26 protein-coding genes are annotated in these 14,465 nt (G+C 50.9%); 2 read left to right on the top strand and 24 right to left on the bottom strand.

All coding sequences use genetic code 11. From position 1 onward, the window contains the following. The first annotated feature begins 14 nt into the window (after positions 1-14). Entirely contained in the window at positions 15-1,391 is a 1,377-nt protein-coding gene (gene trkA, locus LZU96_RS02670) for a Trk system potassium transporter TrkA (protein ID WP_233986961.1), read from the top strand. Positions 1,392-1,501: 110 nt separating this feature from the next. After that, a complete protein-coding gene (mscL, locus tag LZU96_RS02665) occupies positions 1,502-1,912 on the top strand; it encodes a large-conductance mechanosensitive channel protein MscL (protein ID WP_031376667.1) in 411 nt (136 codons plus the stop codon). Here the strand turns inward: mscL and LZU96_RS02660 are convergent. The 24 genes from LZU96_RS02660 to rplP all read right to left on the bottom strand — a co-directional run bounded on the left by LZU96_RS02660 (position 1,883) and on the right by rplP (position 14,455). Continuing rightward, positions 1,883-2,146, bottom strand: a complete 264-nt coding sequence (locus tag LZU96_RS02660) for an alternative ribosome-rescue factor A (RefSeq protein ID WP_233986960.1) — start codon at positions 2,144-2,146, stop codon at positions 1,883-1,885. The genes mscL and LZU96_RS02660 overlap by 30 nt on opposite strands. 59 nt (positions 2,147-2,205) lie before the next feature. Continuing rightward, positions 2,206-2,622, bottom strand: a complete 417-nt coding sequence (zntR, locus tag LZU96_RS02655; protein ID WP_233986959.1) for a Zn(2+)-responsive transcriptional regulator — start codon at positions 2,620-2,622, stop codon at positions 2,206-2,208. After that, positions 2,623-2,994, bottom strand: a complete 372-nt coding sequence (locus LZU96_RS02650; protein WP_233986958.1) for a DUF1992 domain-containing protein — start codon at positions 2,992-2,994, stop codon at positions 2,623-2,625. A gap of 109 nt (positions 2,995-3,103) precedes the next feature. After that, positions 3,104-3,490 (bottom strand): 50S ribosomal protein L17, encoded by a 387-nt coding sequence (gene rplQ, locus LZU96_RS02645; protein ID WP_009087575.1) that lies wholly within the window; start codon positions 3,488-3,490, stop codon positions 3,104-3,106. A gap of 40 nt (positions 3,491-3,530) precedes the next feature. After that, entirely contained in the window at positions 3,531-4,520 is a 990-nt protein-coding gene (locus tag LZU96_RS02640) for a DNA-directed RNA polymerase subunit alpha (protein WP_003850179.1), read from the bottom strand. 25 nt (positions 4,521-4,545) lie between these two features. Further along, on the bottom strand, positions 4,546-5,166 hold the full coding sequence (gene rpsD, locus LZU96_RS02635) for a 30S ribosomal protein S4 (RefSeq protein WP_008927131.1): 621 nt from the start codon (positions 5,164-5,166) through the stop codon (positions 4,546-4,548). Positions 5,167-5,199: 33 nt separating this feature from the next. Further along, entirely contained in the window at positions 5,200-5,589 is a 390-nt protein-coding gene (rpsK, locus tag LZU96_RS02630; protein ID WP_004160563.1) for a 30S ribosomal protein S11, read from the bottom strand. Positions 5,590-5,605: 16 nt separating this feature from the next. Continuing rightward, entirely contained in the window at positions 5,606-5,962 is a 357-nt protein-coding gene (rpsM, locus tag LZU96_RS02625) for a 30S ribosomal protein S13 (RefSeq protein WP_003850176.1), read from the bottom strand. A 146-nt stretch (positions 5,963-6,108) separates the two neighbouring features. Beyond that, positions 6,109-6,225, bottom strand: a complete 117-nt coding sequence (gene rpmJ, locus LZU96_RS02620) for a 50S ribosomal protein L36 (RefSeq protein ID WP_004160566.1) — start codon at positions 6,223-6,225, stop codon at positions 6,109-6,111. A gap of 32 nt (positions 6,226-6,257) precedes the next feature. Beyond that, positions 6,258-7,589 (bottom strand): preprotein translocase subunit SecY, encoded by a 1,332-nt coding sequence (gene secY / locus LZU96_RS02615; RefSeq protein ID WP_003850175.1) that lies wholly within the window; start codon positions 7,587-7,589, stop codon positions 6,258-6,260. 7 nt (positions 7,590-7,596) lie between these two features. Then, positions 7,597-8,031 (bottom strand): 50S ribosomal protein L15, encoded by a 435-nt coding sequence (gene rplO / locus LZU96_RS02610; RefSeq protein ID WP_009087579.1) that lies wholly within the window; start codon positions 8,029-8,031, stop codon positions 7,597-7,599. 3 nt (positions 8,032-8,034) lie between these two features. Then, on the bottom strand, positions 8,035-8,214 hold the full coding sequence (gene rpmD / locus LZU96_RS02605) for a 50S ribosomal protein L30 (protein ID WP_031376672.1): 180 nt from the start codon (positions 8,212-8,214) through the stop codon (positions 8,035-8,037). A 5-nt stretch (positions 8,215-8,219) separates the two neighbouring features. Further along, entirely contained in the window at positions 8,220-8,720 is a 501-nt protein-coding gene (gene rpsE / locus LZU96_RS02600) for a 30S ribosomal protein S5 (RefSeq protein ID WP_003850164.1), read from the bottom strand. Positions 8,721-8,734: 14 nt separating this feature from the next. After that, entirely contained in the window at positions 8,735-9,088 is a 354-nt protein-coding gene (rplR, locus tag LZU96_RS02595) for a 50S ribosomal protein L18 (protein WP_031376674.1), read from the bottom strand. A 9-nt stretch (positions 9,089-9,097) separates the two neighbouring features. Next, positions 9,098-9,631, bottom strand: coding sequence for a 50S ribosomal protein L6 (rplF, locus tag LZU96_RS02590; protein ID WP_003850161.1), 534 nt, complete (start codon positions 9,629-9,631; stop codon positions 9,098-9,100). A gap of 12 nt (positions 9,632-9,643) precedes the next feature. Beyond that, a complete protein-coding gene (rpsH, locus tag LZU96_RS02585) occupies positions 9,644-10,036 on the bottom strand; it encodes a 30S ribosomal protein S8 (protein ID WP_031376675.1) in 393 nt (130 codons plus the stop codon). A 32-nt stretch (positions 10,037-10,068) separates the two neighbouring features. After that, the gene (gene rpsN / locus LZU96_RS02580) at positions 10,069-10,374 is read right to left on the bottom strand and encodes a 30S ribosomal protein S14 (protein ID WP_094121646.1); all 306 of its coding nucleotides are present in this window, start codon (positions 10,372-10,374) and stop codon (positions 10,069-10,071) included. A gap of 14 nt (positions 10,375-10,388) precedes the next feature. Further along, positions 10,389-10,928, bottom strand: coding sequence for a 50S ribosomal protein L5 (gene rplE / locus LZU96_RS02575; RefSeq protein ID WP_031376676.1), 540 nt, complete (start codon positions 10,926-10,928; stop codon positions 10,389-10,391). Positions 10,929-10,942: 14 nt separating this feature from the next. Next, positions 10,943-11,257 carry a 50S ribosomal protein L24 gene (gene rplX, locus LZU96_RS02570; protein WP_003850150.1) on the bottom strand — a complete coding sequence of 105 codons (315 nt, stop codon included), beginning with the start codon at positions 11,255-11,257 and terminating at the stop codon, positions 10,943-10,945. Between the two features lie 10 nt (positions 11,258-11,267). After that, positions 11,268-11,639 (bottom strand): 50S ribosomal protein L14, encoded by a 372-nt coding sequence (rplN, locus tag LZU96_RS02565; protein WP_006120590.1) that lies wholly within the window; start codon positions 11,637-11,639, stop codon positions 11,268-11,270. Between the two features lie 248 nt (positions 11,640-11,887). Then, a complete protein-coding gene (locus tag LZU96_RS02560; RefSeq protein WP_233986957.1) occupies positions 11,888-13,240 on the bottom strand; it encodes an 8-oxoguanine deaminase in 1,353 nt (450 codons plus the stop codon). A 359-nt stretch (positions 13,241-13,599) separates the two neighbouring features. Continuing rightward, positions 13,600-13,854, bottom strand: coding sequence for a 30S ribosomal protein S17 (gene rpsQ / locus LZU96_RS02555; protein ID WP_003850147.1), 255 nt, complete (start codon positions 13,852-13,854; stop codon positions 13,600-13,602). Then, positions 13,854-14,045, bottom strand: coding sequence for a 50S ribosomal protein L29 (gene rpmC / locus LZU96_RS02550; RefSeq protein ID WP_003850146.1), 192 nt, complete (start codon positions 14,043-14,045; stop codon positions 13,854-13,856). The genes rpsQ and rpmC overlap by 1 nt, the downstream gene beginning before the upstream one ends. Then, positions 14,045-14,455 (bottom strand): 50S ribosomal protein L16, encoded by a 411-nt coding sequence (gene rplP, locus LZU96_RS02545; protein WP_008927134.1) that lies wholly within the window; start codon positions 14,453-14,455, stop codon positions 14,045-14,047. The genes rpmC and rplP overlap by 1 nt, the downstream gene beginning before the upstream one ends. Positions 14,456-14,465: the final 10 nt, after the last annotated feature.

Genomic DNA, 14,465 nt, shown 5'->3' with positions numbered 1-14,465 from the left:
AGCGTTGATAAGCGATGAAAATAATCATTCTGGGTGCAGGACAGGTCGGCGGCACGCTGGCAGAAAACCTGGTCGGTGAGAATAACGATATCACGGTGGTCGATACTGACTCTTCGCGCTTACGTCATTTGCAGGATAAATTCGATCTGCGTGTGGTGCAGGGTCACGGTTCCCATCCACGGATATTGCGAGAAGCAGGCGCAGAAGATGCCGATATGCTGGTTGCCGTTACCAACTCCGATGAAACCAATATGATCGCCTGTCAGATCGCTTATTCGCTCTTCAACACGCCTAACCGGATCGCCCGGATCCGCGCTGCGGATTACTTGCGTGACGCCGATAAACTTTTTATCCCTGAAGCGGTACCGATCGATCATTTGATCTCACCCGAGCAGCTGGTGATCGACAATATCTATCGTCTGATCCAGTATCCGGGCGCGTTACAGGTGGTGAACTTTGCAGAAGGCAAAGTCAGCCTGGCGGTAGTCAAAGCCTACTATGGCGGACCGCTGGTGGGTAATCCACTCTCCATCATGCGCGAGCATATGCCGCACATTGACACCCGCGTCGCCGCCATTTTTCGTCAGGACCGCCCTATTCGCCCGCAAGGTTCAACCATTGTGGAAGCGGGTGATGAAGTGTTTTTCATCGCTGCCAGCCAGAATATTCGTGCGGTGATGAGTGAAATGCAGCGTCTGGAGAAACCCTATAAACGTATTATGCTGGTCGGCGGCGGCAATATCGGTTTCGGCCTGGCGCAGCGGCTGGAAAAAAATTACAGCGTGAAGCTGATTGAACGTAATCCGCAACGCGCGGCGGAACTGGCAGAGCATCTTCAGGACACGATCGTTTTCTATGGTGATGCTTCGGATCAGGAGTTACTGGCAGAAGAGCATGTTGAGCAGGTCGATCTGTTTATCGCCGTCACCAATGATGATGAAGCTAACATCATGTCAGCCATGCTGGCGAAAAAGATGGGGGCGAAGAAAGTGATGGTGCTGATCCAGCGTCGCGCTTATGTCGACCTGGTCCAGGGCAGCGTCATCGACATCGCAATCTCCCCACAGCAGGCCACCATTTCTGCTTTGCTGGGTCATGTGCGTAAAGCCGATATCGTTGGCGTCTCATCCCTGCGGCGCGGTATCGCTGAAGCCATCGAAGCCATCGCCCACGGCGACGAAACTACCTCACGCGTTGTCGGACGTTCCATCGATGATATCAAACTGCCGCCTGGCACCATTATCGGTGCGGTGGTGCGCGGTGATGATGTGATGATAGCCAATGACAACCTGCGTATTGAGCAAGGCGATCATGTCATCATGTTCCTGACTGACAAAAAGTTTGTGTCAGATGTGGAACGCCTGTTCCAGCCGAGTCCTTTCTTCCTGTAACAGCAATGGGATAAACCCAGCGGGAAACTGCCGCTTAATTCCCTGAGCTTATGGCAAAAACAGCAGGGTTTGTTAGACTTTAGGGCATTGGCCAGGGCAAGGAGATAAGTATGAGTTTATTCAAAGAGTTTCGTGATTTTGCAATGCGCGGCAACGTGGTGGATTTGGCGGTGGGTGTAATTATCGGTGCCGCGTTTGGTAAGATCGTGTCGTCGCTCGTCGCCAACATCATTATGCCGCCGCTCGGGCTGCTGATTGGTGGCGTTGATTTCAAATCGTTCAGCTGGGTACTTAAACCTGCGGTGGGCGATACGCCTGCTGTTGTCATGCAGTACGGTGTTTTCCTGCAGACAATCTTCGACTTCGTCATCATTGCTTTTGCCATTTTCATGGCGATTAAACTGATGAACCGTCTCTATACGAAAAAAGAAGTCGAAAAGCCAGCGGCTAAGCCATCGAATGAAGAAGTCTTACTGACTGAAATTCGTGACTTACTGAAGCAGCAGAATACCCGGGTTTAAATAATAAGCCGCCTGCCAGGCGGTTTTTTTCCCGCTGAAAGCAGAAGGCCAGTGATAAGATGCTGTCTTATCACTGGCCTCCCAGTTCTGTCCCTTAGCGTGTTTCTCTTTCCGTTTAAAACTTCCTTTCCCTTTTTGCTTCTGTTCTATGCGCTGCCGGAACAGTGGATCGTGTAACAGTGCTTCAATCGCGTTATCGCGTATCTGCCCTTTGGTGTGCTGATATTTACTCATGATTCCTCCTGTTGGAATAGCGAGATACTTTATTCCTTTGCACAAAAAAAACAATATCCCTAACTGCTGATCCCTTCTCCTCGTTCAAGCGCTTCAAGAATTGAGCACGAAACGCTACTGTGACTATCACCACAGCAGGCATCTGACAGATGCTGAAGCGAGCGCTGCATTGATTCTAATTCAGCAATCATCTCCGCAACTTCCCCAAGCCGTTTTTCAACGATCGACTTCGACTCCTGACACGTATGGTGTGCCGGGTCAACGCGAATGGAAAGTAGCTCTCTGATAGCTTCAAGGCTGAAGCCGAGTTTACGACCGTAACGGATAAATTTAAGCCGTTGCAGATCATTTTCACTGTATAAACGAAAACCGCCTTCCGTACGCCCGTTATGGTCCATCATCTGCTGCTTCTCGTAGAAACGGATAGTATCGGGCGTTACATCGGCAAGTTTTGCCAACTGACCAATTCTGTACATCTATTTCTCCTGAGAAAAACGTTGCTGGATGGCGTCGGCATAGTCACCGTGCAGAAAATCGGTGCGCATACCGGCCTGCTGTAGCCTCAGCTCCAGAACTTTAAGGCGGCGGCAATGATCCTGATAGCGCGGATCGGCAGGATCAAGCTGGCGAATCAGATCGTTAACTTCGATCGCTTCACGACGTAGTTCCAGTTCGGGCGGCAGAAAACCGGCATTCTTTAGCAGCCGATAACCGGCACGAAGCTCTGGCGGGACATGACTGTCGTCATCAAGCTGAAGCGGCTTGCCTTCACCGGGCAACTGGCTCAGCTCTCCCTTATCCAGCGCGGCTTTGATGTGTTGTTCTGCAAGCTGATCAATCAACCACATGGTCAACTCCTCTGCTCTCCAGATAGCGCAACCTGATGATAAGACCTAAAGATAGTAAATTCCGGGCAATAAAAAACCCGCCGAAGCGGGTTTTTTACATTGCTACAGATTACTCTGCGGCTGCTTCTGCTTGAGCTTCTGGACGATCAACCAGCTCGATGTATGCCATCGGAGCGTTGTCACCAGCGCGGAAGCCACACTTCAGAATGCGAGTGTAACCACCGGCACGGCTCGCGAAACGCGGGCCCAGCTCATTAAACAGTTTTGCCACGATCTCGTTATCACGAGTGCGGGCGAATGCCAGACGACGATTAGCTACGTTGTCGGTCTTGGCAAGAGTAATCAGCGGCTCAACTACGCGGCGCAACTCTTTGGCTTTCGGCAGAGTCGTCTTGATGATCTCATGACGAACCAGAGAGCCAGCCATGTTACGGAACATAGCCTGACGATGGCTGCTGTTGCGGTTCAGTTGACGACCACTCTTACGATGGCGCATGACCTTATCCTTCTCAGTGAAACCTTAACCTGTGATCGGGTTATTCATCAGCAATGCTTGCCGGCGGCCAGTTCTCGAGGCGCATGCCCAGAGAAAGACCACGTGAGGCCAGCACATCTTTAATCTCAGTAAGAGATTTTTTACCCAGGTTAGGCGTTTTAAGCAGCTCAACCTCGGTACGCTGTACCAGATCACCGATGTAGTGGATAGCTTCTGCCTTAAGGCAGTTAGCAGAGCGGACAGTCAATTCCAGATCGTCAACAGGGCGCAGCAGGATCGGATCGAATTCTGGTTTCTCTTCTTTCACTTCCGGCTGACGTACATCACGTAAGTCAACGAAAGCTTCCAGTTGTTCTGCCAGGATGGTAGCCGCACGACGAATCGCCTCTTCAGGATCGATTGTGCCGTTGGTTTCCATTTCGATGACCAGCTTGTCCAGGTCGGTGCGCTGTTCGACGCGCGCTGCTTCAACATTGTAGGCAATACGATCTACAGGGCTGTAGCAAGCATCAACTAACAGACGGCCGATTGGGCGCTCATCTTCTTCCGAATGAATTCGGGCAGAAGCCGGCACATAACCACGACCACGCTGAACTTTGATACGCATGCTGATAGCAGCGTTCTCATCGGTCAGATGGCAGATCACGTGCTGAGGCTTGACGATTTCGACATCACCATCATGGGTAATGTCGGCTGCAGTCACAGGGCCAATGCCAGATTTATTCAGGGTCAGAATGACTTCATCTTTACCCTGAACTCTTACCGCCAGCCCTTTCAGGTTGAGCAGGATTTCCAGGATATCTTCCTGTACGCCCTCTTTGGTGCTGTACTCATGTAGTACACCATCAATTTCAACCTCGGTCACCGCGCAACCCGGCATGGAAGAAAGCAGAATACGGCGCAGTGCGTTACCAAGAGTATGGCCAAAGCCACGCTCTAAAGGCTCAAGGGTCACCTTGGCGTGCGTCGAACTCACTTGCTCGATATCTACCAGGCGCGGTTTTAGAAACTCTGTCACAGAACCCTGCATTGTGTCCTCTCTTTGGTACTAAGCTTTACTTAGAGTAAAGCTCGACGATCAGGTGTTCGTTAATGTCCGCAGACAGATCAGTACGCTCAGGAATACGCTTGAACACACCTTCCATCTTAGTCGCATCAACTTCCAGCCAGGTTGGCTTTTCACGCTGCTCAGCCAGCTCCAGAGCGGCCTTCACGCGAGATTGCTTTTTGGCTTTCTCACGGATGCTAACGACATCATTCGGAGATACCTGATAAGAAGCGATGTTAACAACGCGGCCATTTACCAGAACAGACTTATGGCTCACCAGCTGACGTGCTTCCGCACGAGTGGCACCAAAGCCCATACGATAAACTACGTTGTCCAGACGGCCTTCCAGCAGAGCCAGCAGGTTTTCACCTGTGTTGCCTTTCAGACGTGCTGCTTCTTTATAGTAGTTACGGAACTGACGCTCCAGCACGCCGTAGATACGACGAACTTTCTGCTTCTCACGTAACTGACCGCCGTAATCAGACAGACGCGGTTTACGCGCACCATGCTGACCAGGCGCTTGTTCGATCTTACACTTGGAATCAATCGCGCGAACGCCAGACTTAAGGAATAAGTCAGTGCCCTCACGACGGCTCAGCTTGAGCTTAGGACCCAAATATCTTGCCATTTTCTTTCTCCAACTATCCTAAAAAAACGGGCGTTATACGCGACGTTTTTTCGGCGGACGACAACCGTTATGAGGGATCGGAGTCACATCAGTAATATTAGTGATGCGGAAACCAGCGGCGTTCAAGGCACGAATCGTAGATTCGCGACCCGGACCCGGACCCTTAACCATAACTTCCAGGTTCTTAATACCGTAATCTTTTACCGCTTCTGCACAGCGCTCTGCAGCGACCTGAGCAGCAAACGGAGTGGATTTACGTGAACCGCGGAAACCGGAACCACCGGCGGTTGCCCAACCCAGTGCGTTACCCTGACGATCAGTAATGGTAACGATGGTGTTGTTAAAAGAAGCATGGACATGAGCCACGCCATCTGAGACTTGTTTTCTTACACGCTTACGTGCACGAACTGGTGCCTTTGCCATTATTTACTCACCCCGATTATTTCTTGATCGGTTTACGCGGACCCTTACGGGTACGTGCGTTGGTCTTGGTACGCTGACCGCGAACCGGGAGACCACGACGATGGCGCAAACCACGGTAGCAACCAAGGTCCATAAGACGCTTGATGCTCAGGGTGATTTCACGGCGCAGATCACCTTCTACAACGAATTTCGCAACTGCATCACGCAGCTGATCAATTTGTTCTTCAGACAGCTCACTGATCTTAACATTTTCAGCAATACCCGTTGAAGCGCAGATGGCTTTAGAACGAGTTTTACCGATACCGAAGATCGAAGTTAATGCGATAACGGTATGTTTTTGATCAGGAATGTTAATGCCTGCTATACGGGCCACTATGCACTCCTATAATTAAATAAGCACGTCCCATGCTGAAAAGCCCGTTTTCAGGATACTCAAATGGAAACGCACTGACATACAAAAGATTGGCTGGCTAATCTAGCCAGCTCAACCCGACTTTGCAAGAAAAATATGTGACAAAATCAGCCTTGGCGCTGTTTATGCTTTGGCTCGGCGCTGCAGATCACACGGACGACACCGTCGCGACGAATGATTTTGCAGTTACGACATAATTTCTTGACGGAAGCACGAACTTTCATTTTTACTCTCCGTAACTTCTCAACCACCTGAATTAACGGCCGTAGCCCTTCAGGTTAGCTTTCTTCAATGCCGACTCGTACTGACTTGACATCATCAGAGTTTGCACTTGAGCCATAAAGTCCATGATGACGACAACTACGATAAGCAGTGACGTACCGCCAAAGTAGAAGGGAACCTTCATCGCATCACGCATGAACTCCGGGATAAGGCAGATAAAAGTAATATACAGCGCACCGATTAAGGTTAAACGCGTCATAACTTTATCGATGTACTTCGCCGTTTGCTCTCCCGGACGAATTCCCGGTACGAATGCACCAGACTTCTTCAGGTTATCTGCTGTTTCACGTGGGTTGAAAACCAACGCCGTATAGAAGAAACAGAAGAAGATGATTGCAGTCGCATAGAGTAGCACATAAAGCGGCTGTCCTGGCTGCAAATACAGCGAAATTGTTGTCAGCCAGTTCCAACCGGTACCGCCCCCGAACCACGATGCAATCGTTGCCGGGAACAGAATAATGCTGGAAGCAAAAATAGCCGGGATTACGCCCGCCATGTTCACTTTCAACGGTAAATGTGTGCTCTGTGCAGCGTATACACGACGACCTTGCTGACGTTTTGCATAGTTCACCACAATGCGGCGTTGACCACGCTCAACGAAAATAACAAAGAAGGTCACGGCGAATACGAGTACTGCAACCAACAGCAACAGAAGGAAGTGCAGGTCACCTTGCCGCGCTTGCTCGATGGTATGGCCAATGGCCGGCGGGAGACCCGCAACAATACCTGCGAAGATAATGATCGAAATACCGTTACCGATACCGCGCTCAGTAATCTGTTCGCCCAGCCACATCAGGAACATTGTCCCTGAGACCAGACTCACAACAGCGGTAAAATAGAAGGCAAAGCCTGGATTCATCACCAGGCCCTGCATCCCTGGCATATTCGGTAAACCGGTAGCAATACCGATTGACTGAAATATGGCCAATACCAACGTACCGTATCGGGTGTACTGGCTAATCTTACGACGGCCAGCCTCCCCTTCTTTCTTAATTTCCGCTAACGCTGGATGAACCACCGTTAATAGCTGGATAATAATTGATGCCGAAATATACGGCATGATACCCAGTGCGAAAATAGAAGCACGGCTGAGAGCACCACCAGAGAACATGTTGAACATTTCAATGATGGTGCCACGCTGTTGCTCAAGCAGTTTGGCAAGTACAGTGGCATCAATACCAGGGATTGGAATGAAAGAGCCAATTCGGAAGACAATCAGTGCGCCGATTACAAACAGCAGTCTGCGTTTCAGCTCACCAAAGCCACCTTTGGCACTTTGAAAATCTAATCCCGGTTGTTTAGCCATCTGCTACTTATTCCTCGATTTTACCGCCAGCAGCTTCGATTGCAGCACGTGCACCTTTGGTGACACGCAGACCGCGAACCGTTACCGGTGCAGAAACTTCACCAGAAAGAATTACTTTAACGAATTCAATCTGAACACCGACAATGTTGGCTGCTTTCAGCGCGTTCAGGTCGACGATACCGCCTTCAACTTTCGCCAGATCAGACAGACGAATCTCTGTGGTGATCATTGCTTTGCGAGAGGTGAAACCGAACTTCGGCAGACGACGGTACAGAGGCATCTGACCACCTTCGAAACCGCGACGTACGCCACCGCCAGAACGTGAGTTCTGACCTTTGTGACCACGACCACCGGTTTTTCCGAGGCCAGAACCGATACCACGACCCAGACGCTTGGTAGCGTGCTTAGACCCTTCGGCCGGAGACAGAGTATTTAAACGCATCTCTTACTCCTCCACTTTAACCATATAGGAAACCGCGTTAACCATACCGCGTACTGCAGGCGTATCTTCACGCTCAACGGTGTGGCCAATACGACGCAGACCCAGGCCAACCAGAGTGGCTTTATGCTTAGGCAAACGGCCAATAGCACTGCGGGTTTGAGTGATTTTAATAGTCTTAGCCATCGTGATTACCCCAGAATTTCTTCAACGGATTTACCACGCTTAGCAGCGACCATTTCCGGAGATTTCATATTGCCCAGGCCGTCGATAGTTGCACGAACCACGTTAATCGGGTTGGTGGAACCATAGGCTTTTGCCAGAACGTTATGAACTCCAGCGACTTCCAGGACGGCGCGCATTGCACCACCGGCAATAATACCGGTACCTTCAGAAGCCGGCTGCATGAACACGCGGGAACCCGTGTGTGCACCTTTAACTGGGTGCTGCAGGGTGCCGTTGGTCAGCGCGACGTTAACCATGTTGCGACGGGCTTTCTCCATCGCTTTCTGGATCGCTGCTGGAACTTCACGCGCTTTACCGTAACCAAAACCAACGCGACCGTTACCATCGCCTACCACAGTCAGTGCTGTGAAGGAGAAAATACGACCACCTTTAACAGTTTTAGATACACGGTTTACCGCGATCAGTTTTTCCTGCAGTTCGCCAGCTTGTTTCTCGATGTGTGCCATCTTAGACCTCTACCTTAGAACTGAAGGCCAGCTTCACGGGCAGCATCTGCCAGTGCCTGGACGCGACCATGATATTGGAAACCGGAACGGTCGAAAGAAACACCAGTGATGCCTTTTTCGATTGCGCGTTCTGCAATAACTTTACCTACTGCAGCTGCGGCTTCTTTATTACCGGTATACTTCAGTTGTTCAGTGATAGCTTTTTCTACTGTAGAAGCAGCGACCAGAACTTCGGAACCGTTCGGGGCGATTACCTGTGCGTAAATATGACGCGGGGTACGATGTACCACCAGGCGAGTAGCACCCAGCTCTTTGAGCTTGCGACGTGCACGGGTCGCACGACGGATACGAGCAGATTTCTTATCCATAGTGTTACCTTACTTCTTCTTAGCCTCTTTGGTACGCACGACTTCGTCGGCGTAACGGACACCCTTGCCTTTATAAGGCTCAGGACGACGGTAGGCGCGCAAGTCAGCTGCAACCTGACCAATCAGCTGTTTATCAGCGCCTTTCAGCACGATTTCAGTCTGAGTCGGACATTCTGCAGTGATACCTGCGGGCAGCTGGTGATCGACTGGATGAGAAAAGCCCAGAGACAGGTTAACCACGTCGCCTTTAACGGCTGCACGATAACCTACACCAACCAGCTGCAGCTTCTTAGTGAAGCCTTCGGTAACACCGATAACCATTGCGTTCAGCAGCGCGCGAGACGTACCCGCCTGCGCCCAGCCGTCAACGAAACCTTCGCGCGGAGCGAAAGTCAGAGCGTTGTCAGCATGCTTAACTTCAACAGCATCATTGATAGTACGAGTCAGCTCGCCGTTTTTACCTTTAATCGAAATTACCTGACCGTTGAGTTTTACCTCTACGCCGGCAGGAACAACGACAGGTGCTTTAGCAACACGAGACATAGTATCCTCCGATTACGCTACGTAGCAGATAATTTCGCCACCAAGACCTGCCTGGCGCGCTGCACGATCAGTCATGACACCTTTAGATGTAGAAACTACAGCGATGCCCATACCAGCCATTACCTTTGGCAGCTCATCTTTTTTCTTATAGATGCGCAGACCAGGACGGCTTACTCGCTGAATGCTTTCCACAACCGCTTTGCCCTGGAAATACTTAAGAGTCAGTTCCAGTTCCAGCTTGGTGTCGCCTTCGATTTTAAAATCTTCAATATATCCTTCTTCCTTCAGAACGTTGGCAATTGCCAATTTCAGCTTGGAGGAAGGCATGGTGACCGCAACTTTGTTCGCGGCCTGACCGTTACGGATACGGGTCAGCATATCCGCGATCGGATCTTGCATGCTCATCTGTGTTACTCCCGTGATTCAATTGGTGACAATTACCAGCTAGCCTTTTTCAGGCCCGGGATTTCACCGCGCATGGCGGCTTCGCGGACCTTGATACGGCTCAACCCAAACTTCCGCAGGAAACCGTGCGGACGACCTGTTTGACGGCAGCGGTTACGCTGACGTGAAGGGCTGGAATCACGCGGCAGACTCTGCAGCTTCAGAACGGCACCCCAACGATCTTCGTCGGAAGCGTTCACATCAGAAATGATCGCTTTCAGTTCAGCGCGTTTAGCGAAGAATTTGTCTGCTAATTTTGCACGCTTAACTTCGCGTGCTTTCATAGATTGCTTAGCCATTAAGTAACCCTACCTTACTTACGGAACGGGAAGTCAAAGGCAGCCAGCAGAGCACGGCCTTCATCATCAGATTTCGCAGTAGTGGTAATGGTAATATCCAAACCACGAACGCGATCGACTTTGTCGTAGTCGATTTCTGGGAAGATGATCTGCTCACGTACACCCATGCTGTAGTTGCCACGACCATCGAATGACTTAGCGGACAAGCCACGGAAGTCACGGATACGTGGAACAGCAATGGTGATCAGACGCTCAAAGAACTCCCACATGCGTTCGCCACGCAGAGTTACTTTACAGCCGATCGGATAGCCCTGACGGATTTTGAAGCCTGCAACTGATTTGCGTGCTTTGGTGACCAGCGGTTTTTGACCGGAGATTGCTGCCAGGTCAGCTGCTGCGTTATCCAGCAGTTTCTTGTCAGCGATCGCTTCACCAACACCCATGTTCAGGGTGATCTTCTCGACCCGAGGGACTTGCATGACAGAATTGTAGCCAAACTCTGTCATGAGTTTCTGGACTACTTCGTCTTTGTAGTAATCATGCAGTTTCGCCATCGTACTACTCCAAATTACTTGATAGTTTCGCTGTTAGACTTGAAGAAACGGACTTTTTTGCCGTCTTCGAATCTAAAGCCTACACGGTCAGCCTTACCAGTTGCCGCATTGAACAGTGCAACGTTAGAAACCTGAATTGCAGCTTCTTTTTCAACGATGCCACCTGGTTGGTTCAGAGCCGGAACCGGCTTCTGATGTTTCTTCACCAGGTTGATACCTTCAACGATGACCTTACCAGAAGACAGGACATTCTTAACTTTACCGCGCTTACCTTTATCTTTACCGGTTAACACGATAACTTCGTCGTTACGACGGATTTTAGCTGCCATTGTTCGCTCCTTAGAGTACTTCTGGTGCCAGAGAGATAATTTTCATGAACTTTTCAGTACGAAGTTCACGAGTTACCGGCCCAAAAATACGCGTACCGATAGGCTGCTCACTGTTATTGTTTAAAATAACGCATGCATTACCATCGAAGCGAATGACAGAACCGTCCGGGCGACGAACACCCTTCCTGGTGCGCACCACTACCGCCTTCAGGACATCACCTTTTTTGACTTTACCACGAGGAATTGCTTCCTTGATGGTAACTTTGATGATGTCACCGACGCCTGCGTAGCGACGGTGCGAGCCACCCAGAACCTTGATACACATTACGCGACGTGCACCGGAGTTGTCGGCGACGTTCAGCATAGTCTGTTCTTGGATCATTTTAGTGCTCCGCTAATGTCAACTACTACTTCGGGACCTAAACCTCAGGTCGTTAGAAAGCCCCATAATTGAGGGCGCGGCATTGTAACACCGGTTCTCACAGATGGGTAGAAAAAATAAACGGCTCTCAATCGAGCCGCTGATTTTCCCTGATGACAGGGAGGGCGTATTCTAGGGAATAGTGCGAACAGTAGCAAATGTAATCTGCCTTATTTTTCGTCGCTTCCTGAATAAAGTGCCCGAATGGACTAACTGACCAACTTTCTGGCCAGTTGGTTATGCTGACGCAACACCGCTGGCAGCTCAATTCCCGTCAGTTGGCCGTTACGCACCCTGACATTGCCGTTGATGATGCTGTAAGCGACCTGACCGGGATTACAGAAGACCAGCGAGGCAACCGGATCGTGCCCTGCCCCGGCCAGCCCAATCTGATTCAGGTCAAAAACCGCCAAATCGGCCATCATGCCCGGCGCAATCGTTCCGACATCATCGCGGTTCAGTACCTTCGCCCCGCCAAGCGTCGCCAGTTCCAGTGCCTGTCGTGCCGTCATCGCGTCCGGACCAAAGCCGACACGCTGTAGCAGCAGCGCCTGACGCACCTCTGCAATCATGTCAGAGCTGTCATTGGAGGCGGAACCATCGACACCCATACCAACGTGCACACCGGCATCGCACATGTGACGTACAGGCGCGATACCCGAGCCCAGTCGCATATTCGAGCAGGGACAGTGCGCGATACCGGTACCGGTGCGGGCAAAGAGCTCAATACCGTGCTGATCCAGCTTCACACAGTGCGCATGCCAGACGTCCGGACCTACCCAGCCGAGGTCCTCTACATACTGTGCTGGCGTCATATTGAACTTCTCGCGGCTGTAACGGATATCACTGTCGTTTTCAGCCAGGTGGGTATGCATTGAAACGCCATAGTGACGCGCCATCGTTGCAGACTGCTTCATCAGCTCTCGGCTGACGGAGAACGGCGAGCAGGGCGCCACTACCACCCGTAACATCGACCCGTGGCTAGCGTCGTGATAGCGCTCTATGACACGCTGAGTATCTTTTAAGATTGCAGCCTCATTCTCCACCAGACTGTCCGGCGGCAGGCCGCCCAGTGACTTACCGACGCTCATACTGCCGCGGCTGGCATGAAAACGCATCCCCATCTCTTGCGCCGCTTCAATACTGTCATCAAGCCGGCAGCCGTTAGGATAAACATAGAGATGGTCGCTGGTTGTAGTGCAGCCCGATAGCATCAGTTCCGCCATCGAGATTTTTGTCGAGATTCGAATCATCTCCGGCGTCAGGTTCTGCCATAGCGGATAGAGGTGAGTCAGCCAGTTAAACAGCTCACCATTCTGGACGGCGGGGATTGCACGGGTCAGGCTCTGATACATGTGGTGATGCGTATTAATCAGCCCTGGAATGACGATATGGCCTTTGAGGTCGATCACCTCATCAGCATGGTCTGGAAGCGTTGCTGCTGCCCCGACGGCAACGATCTGATTCCCTTTTATCAGAATACTGGCGTGACCTATTTCACGACGGTCGGCATCCATGCAAACCACACAGTCGGCGTTCTTTAGTAATAGCGTTCGTTCCATCTGATTGCCTGCAGGTTGCTGTTGTGTAGCTCCTGATAATAGCGGCAAGTTTTTCGCTGAGCTAACCGCAGGTAACGCAGCCAGCAGAGGCAATTTTAACAGCGACCGCCGCAAGCGGTCTGGACTCTCCATATTCACAGCACATTTCCTTGTACGGTTATGATAACCCTGTTCTGACTGAGATCAGGGTTTCCAGGCGACAGGCCCGGAGATCCGCAGCATAAGCCGCAGATCCTGCGAAATTTGTGAGCGCCATCACTTCTGTAATCGCACAGGCACAAATGGATCAAGCTCCAGACTCAAGGCAAAAAAAAACCCCCTGCCGAAGCAGAGGGTTTTCTCAGAAAAAACGATTCTTATTACAGAACAGCTTTCTCAATTACGCGAACCAGGGTCCAGGATTTAGTCTTGGACAGTGGACGGCATTCGCGGATTTCTACCACGTCACCAATTCCACATTCATTGTTCTCGTCATGGATGTGCAGCTTAGTCGTACGCTTAATGAATTTGCCGTAGATCGGGTGTTTCACGAAACGTTCGATAGCAACAACTGCAGATTTCTGCATTTTGTCACTTACTACACGACCCTGCAGAGTACGGATTTTATCGGTCATTACGAACCCGCCTTCTCAGTCAGTAAAGTCTTAACGCGTGCAACATCACGGCGCACTTGCTTCAGCAGATGAGTCTGCTGCAGTTGGCCAGATGCTGCCTGCATGCGCAGGTTAAATTGCTCACGCAGCAGATTAAGCAGCTCAGTGTTCAGCTCTTCAACGCTTTTTTCACGCAGCTCTGTTGCTTTCATTACATCACCGTCTTAGTTACAAAGGTGGTTTTGATAGGCAGTTTTGCTGCTGCCAGCTTGAATGCTTCACGGGCCAGCTCTTCTGGTACGCCGTCCATTTCATACAGGACTTTACCAGGCTGGATCAGGGCAACCCAATACTCCACGTTACCCTTACCTTTACCCATACGCACTTCCAGCGGCTTCTCGGTGATCGGTTTGTCCGGGAATACTCGGATCCAGATCTTACCTTGACGCTTAACTGCACGGGTCATAGCACGACGTGCTGCTTCGATCTGACGAGCAGTCAGACGACCACGGCCAACAGCTTTCAGACCGAAAGTACCGAAGCTGACATCCGTACCCGCAGCCAGACCGCGGTTACGGCCTTTGTGCACTTTACGGAATTTCGTACGCTTTGGTTGTAACATCAGCGACTCT

Origin of the sequence: Pantoea agglomerans, assembly GCF_021397715.1 — a bacterium.
Taxonomy (GTDB): domain Bacteria; phylum Pseudomonadota; class Gammaproteobacteria; order Enterobacterales; family Enterobacteriaceae; genus Pantoea; species Pantoea astica.
Note: the sequence above shows the minus strand (reverse complement) of the source record. Positions and strands in the feature narration are given on the sequence as shown.